Source organism: Polaromonas sp. UBA4122, from assembly GCA_002381615.1.
Taxonomy (GTDB): domain Bacteria; phylum Pseudomonadota; class Gammaproteobacteria; order Burkholderiales; family Burkholderiaceae_C; genus Polaromonas.
Window position 1 is genome coordinate 1 of sequence record DFWY01000083.1, and the last position, 4,238, is coordinate 4,238.

General features: G+C 54.8%; 4 protein-coding genes. All 4 read right to left on the reverse strand.

All coding sequences use genetic code 11. The features are described from left to right. Positions 1 to 125: 125 nt before the first annotated feature. Positions 126 to 1,196: an ABC transporter ATP-binding protein gene (locus B3F77_RS11265; protein WP_293605049.1), complete on the reverse strand. Its 1,071-nt coding sequence runs from the start codon at positions 1,194 to 1,196 to the stop codon at positions 126 to 128. Positions 1,197 to 1,215: 19 nt separating this feature from the next. Beyond that, entirely contained in the window at positions 1,216 to 2,067 is an 852-nt protein-coding gene (locus tag B3F77_RS11270; protein WP_293605050.1) for a carbohydrate ABC transporter permease, read from the reverse strand. Continuing rightward, positions 2,064 to 2,936: a carbohydrate ABC transporter permease gene (locus B3F77_RS11275; protein WP_293605051.1), complete on the reverse strand. Its 873-nt coding sequence runs from the start codon at positions 2,934 to 2,936 to the stop codon at positions 2,064 to 2,066. The genes B3F77_RS11270 and B3F77_RS11275 overlap by 4 nt, the downstream gene beginning before the upstream one ends. A gap of 73 nt (positions 2,937 to 3,009) precedes the next feature. Next, on the reverse strand, positions 3,010 to 4,238 hold a 1,229-nt coding region (locus tag B3F77_RS11280), incomplete at its 5' end, for an ABC transporter substrate-binding protein (RefSeq protein ID WP_293605052.1).

Consider the following 4,238-nt stretch of genomic DNA (forward strand, 5'->3'; position numbering starts at 1 on the left):
ATGAGCTGGCCGCTGTTGACGCGACACCTGCTGCCATTCGGGCGGTGCTCTTGCCGCAGCAGTTCACACCGCTACGACAAAAAAAGCCCATGGCAAAGAAAAAACAATCCTTTACGGGCACTCCATCAATCAACGCGCTTACCGCTGCCTTCATTAAATAAGTGCGCCTTGGCGGCATCAATTTGCAGCCCCACGATGTCATCGGCACTGACCTCTGTTCTCCCATGCAAAACCACGGTGAGTGTTGTTTCGCCCACCTGAAGCACGAGCTCCGTCTCCGCGCCGGTGGGTTCCACCACAACCACCCTGGCCGCAATCCCTTGTCCCGCCGCAGTGATGCCAATGTCACCTGGCCGGATGCCATAGTGAACGGTCTGACCATCCAGGCCCGTGCCAGTTGCAACGGCCGGCCACTGATAACCCTGCGCTTCTACCCAGGCACGCCCATCGCGTTGGCGCAAGATGCCCTTGAAAACATTCATGGAGGGTGAACCGATAAATTGCGCCACGAACAAATTGCCCGGGTGATCAAACAGCTCCAGCGGAGTGCCGATCTGCTCAATGATGCCGTCATTCATCACCACAATGCGGTCAGCCATCGTCATGGCCTCGATCTGGTCATGTGTGACGTAAACCGTGGTTGTTTTTAGCCGCTGGTGCAGGGCCTTGATTTCGGCGCGCATCGCCACGCGCAGCTTGGCGTCAAGGTTGGAGAGCGGCTCGTCAAATAGAAAAACCTTGGGGTCGCGAACGATCGCACGTCCCATTGCGACCCGTTGACGTTGCCCACCTGACAGCTCACGGGGAAAACGATCCAGAAGAGGATCAAGGTTCAGGATGCGCGCGGCATCACCCACTCGTCTGTTGGTGAGCTCGGCATCGGCTTTGCGCAGCTTGAGACTGAAAGCCATGTTGTCCCGCACGGTCATGTGCGGATACAGCGCATAGCTTTGAAATACCATCGCGATATCGCGGTCTTTGGAGTCAAGGTCATTGATGACGCGGTTATCGATTGCGATTTCGCCGTCGCTGATCTCCTCCAGCCCCGCAAGCATGCGCAGCAAGGTAGATTTGCCACAGCCCGAAGGGCCTACCAGCACCACAAACTCGCCATCAGCGATGTCAAAAGTGATTCCGTGAATGATCTTGATCTTGCCGAAACTTTTTTCAATATTACGAAATGATACGGTTGCCATAGGGCCTGTCTCTTGTGGGTCAGCTCTTCACGGCGCCTGCCGTCAGGCCGGAAACCATGTAACGCTTGAAGGTGTAGTAGATCGCCGCCGGCGGCAGTGCGTAAATCAGCCCCGTGGCCATGAGTAATTCCCAGGGTGAATCGTCGGCTGATAGAAAACTGCCCAAGGCCACCGCCAGTGTGATAGTACGATCATTGGATAACAGCAAAAACGCAAAAAGGTATTCGTTCCATGCCAGCAGCAGCGAATAAGTGCCGACCGCCACCAGCGAAGGCACCATCAGTGGCAGGTACACCAGCCGGAACAGTTGCAGCGCTGAAGCGCCGTCCATTTTTGCCGCCTCGTCCAGTTCATACGGCAATTTATCCGAGGCTTGTTTGAGCACCCAGATACAGTATGGCGAAGCAATCGTCACCATGGCCAGAATCAGGGACCACTGGCTGTTGAGCAAGCCATAGTTGCCCATGGTTTTGTACATCGGAACCGCCAAAAAGGCGGCCGGGATGAAGTAGGTGAATAGCGCCAGATTCATCACCAGACGCCCGCCACGCACTTTCAGGCGACTGATGGCAAAGGCCGCAGCAGTCGACACAAACAGGGTAATCATCCCCACCGTAACAGCAATGAACAATGAATTCCAGAACTGCAGCCAGAAGTGATTCAGATAGAAGTGCTGCTCTGTCAGCACCACCTCAAAGTTGTGCAAGGTCGGATGCGTGGGCCAAAGTCGTCCCGACGTCGCCGTGTCGCGGGGTGATATGGCGAACAGGATCATGTGATAGACCGGAATGATGGACCACAGAAACAATGGAATGCCAATCAGCAGCAGCTTGGCCTCAGTCGCCACAGCCTTGAGTGTCAGGCGTTTCATTTGGACAACCGTTTCATCATGAAGTAGATCAGCGGCAGCACCAGCGGCATGGCAACGACGATGGAAGCCATCGACAAGTCCACCTGGTCCAACCGCAAGTAGCGGATGCCCAAGGTGGCCAGCACATGCGTCAGATCGGCAGGGCCCCCGCCCGTGAGCAGGTACACGCTGTTGAAATCCCCCAAGGTCCAGATCATCGACAAAATAGTGGAGGTCAGGTACAGCGTCTTCAAGGAGGGCCAAGTGATAAACCTGAACTTCTGCCAGTTCGATGCGCCATCCACCGAGGCAGCTTCATACTGTTCTGCCGGGATTGCCAATCGTCCCGCAATCAAAATGAGGGTCCAGAAAGGCAGTGACTTCCAGATATGCATCAGAATGGCAAATGTCAGCGCGAGTGTCGGGTCGTTCAGCCAGTTCGGGCCATCAGCACCGGTCAAGCGGAAGATCAGCGAATTGATCACGCCCCATTCAGGATTGAGCATGAAACGGACCGACAAGATGGTGGGGATCGAGGGCAACGCCCAAGGCAGGATAAACAACACCGAGAGCCATTTGATCCACCTTCGGGTCTGCACAAAAAAGCCGGACAAACCCAGCGCGATCAGCATCTTGATGTTGATGCCGACGATCAAAAATATCAGGGTATTGACAACCGACCGGTAAAAAATGGGATCTTCAAAAAGCTTGACGTAACTTTGCGGATGGCGCGCCAGCCACAAGCCGTACCCCACCGGATAAATCACAAAGACAAGAAAAATCAGGAGATAGGGAATGACCAGCACCAGTCCCCAAAACTCCCATGAAGACATTCCCCGGGCGGCTGTTGGGGCAGGCGCCCGGCTCTTATCGAGAGTGAGTGTGCTCATGGTTTTTTCAGGTGTGCAGTCGCCCCAAACTGGGGCGACCGACACGACTCTATCGTAGGTTGGACGTTATCGCCTAGCCGGCGATGGCTTTGATGCGCGCAATCATTTCATCGACAGCTTTATCCACCGGGATTTTCTCGCTGACAATGCGGTTCATCGCCTTGGCCCACACATTTTCGTTATTGATAATGGTGAACTTGTAGTTCTTGGTGAACTCAAACGTCACAGTCCCTGCCATGAACTGGTTGTACACCGACAGGCGGTGCCGATCGGCTTTCCAGAACGGACTTTGCTGGGCGACCTTGGTCACCGGGAACCAGCGGCCCAGGGAGCCTTCCACGTAAGGCGTCAGATTTTCTTCCTGCAGCAGGAAGCTGACAAACTCCTTGGCACGGGCCTTGTTCTTGGAGTCTTTGAAAATGACGCCTGTTTTCACGGCTGCACGGTACTGCATCTTGGTGCCGTCCGGTTTGTTTGGAAAGCCGGCCGTGCGAATCAGCTCCGTGTAGTTTTTCTTGGCGATGGCGCGCTCCTCCGGCTTGAGCGCTTCGTTGTTCATGTCGTCAAGCCATTTCGCCGCGATCGAAATCGTGGCATTGTGCGTCATGATGATGGTCTTGTTGTGGAATGCGACGTTGTTGTCCGGGTCCGCCCAGCTGGTTGACGACGGGGGAGTGCAGCCATCGAGATACGGCTTGATGTAGTCGGTCATCGCGCTGATCAGACCGGCGCGGACCTTTGGATCGTCGACCAGCAATTTCCCGTTGTCGTCGACCAGTTTGACGTTATAGGCATCCATAAACGTCAGAAACGAGTAGAACGCGTCGGTAGATGAGACGCCCATGGGCATGCCGATTCCGAACGTGCGCATGCCGGTCTTCTTGCGGTAAGCCGGCTGCACCTTGCTGCACCAGAACGACCAGTAGCCTTTCCAGTCCGTCGGAATGTCGGCTTCCTTGAAGCCCGCTTCCGCCAGCATGTCAGACCAGTATTGGATGTGCATGGTCTGCTGCTTGAGCGGGAAAGCGTAGTAGCCTTTCTTCTTGGTGACATTGTTGTAAAGATAGGTGGTTTCAAGCGTATTGGGTGCAAACCTATCCTTGATCGGATTGATCACGTCACTGATGTCTTCGAGCTTGCCGTCAAAAGCCCATTTTCCCGTGACCTGGAAGTCATACGGGTCCCCATAGGCCACATCCGGAGGGTTGCCGGAATCCAGCGCAGCCACGGACTTCGGAATCACGTCAATTTGCGAATACTGCGACAACTCGACTTTGACGTCCTTGTGTTTCTCTTCGAATT

Excerpts from the sequence above, each read along its gene's own strand:
- B3F77_RS11275 (WP_293605051.1), bottom strand. The coding sequence starts at position 2,936 with ATGAGCACACTCACTCTCGATAAGAGCCGGGCGCCTGCCCCAACAGCC.
- B3F77_RS11270 (WP_293605050.1), bottom strand. The coding sequence starts at position 2,067 with ATGAAACGCCTGACACTCAAGGCTGTGGCGACTGAGGCCAAGCTGCTG.
- B3F77_RS11265 (WP_293605049.1), bottom strand. The coding sequence starts at position 1,196 with ATGGCAACCGTATCATTTCGTAATATTGAAAAAAGTTTCGGCAAGATC.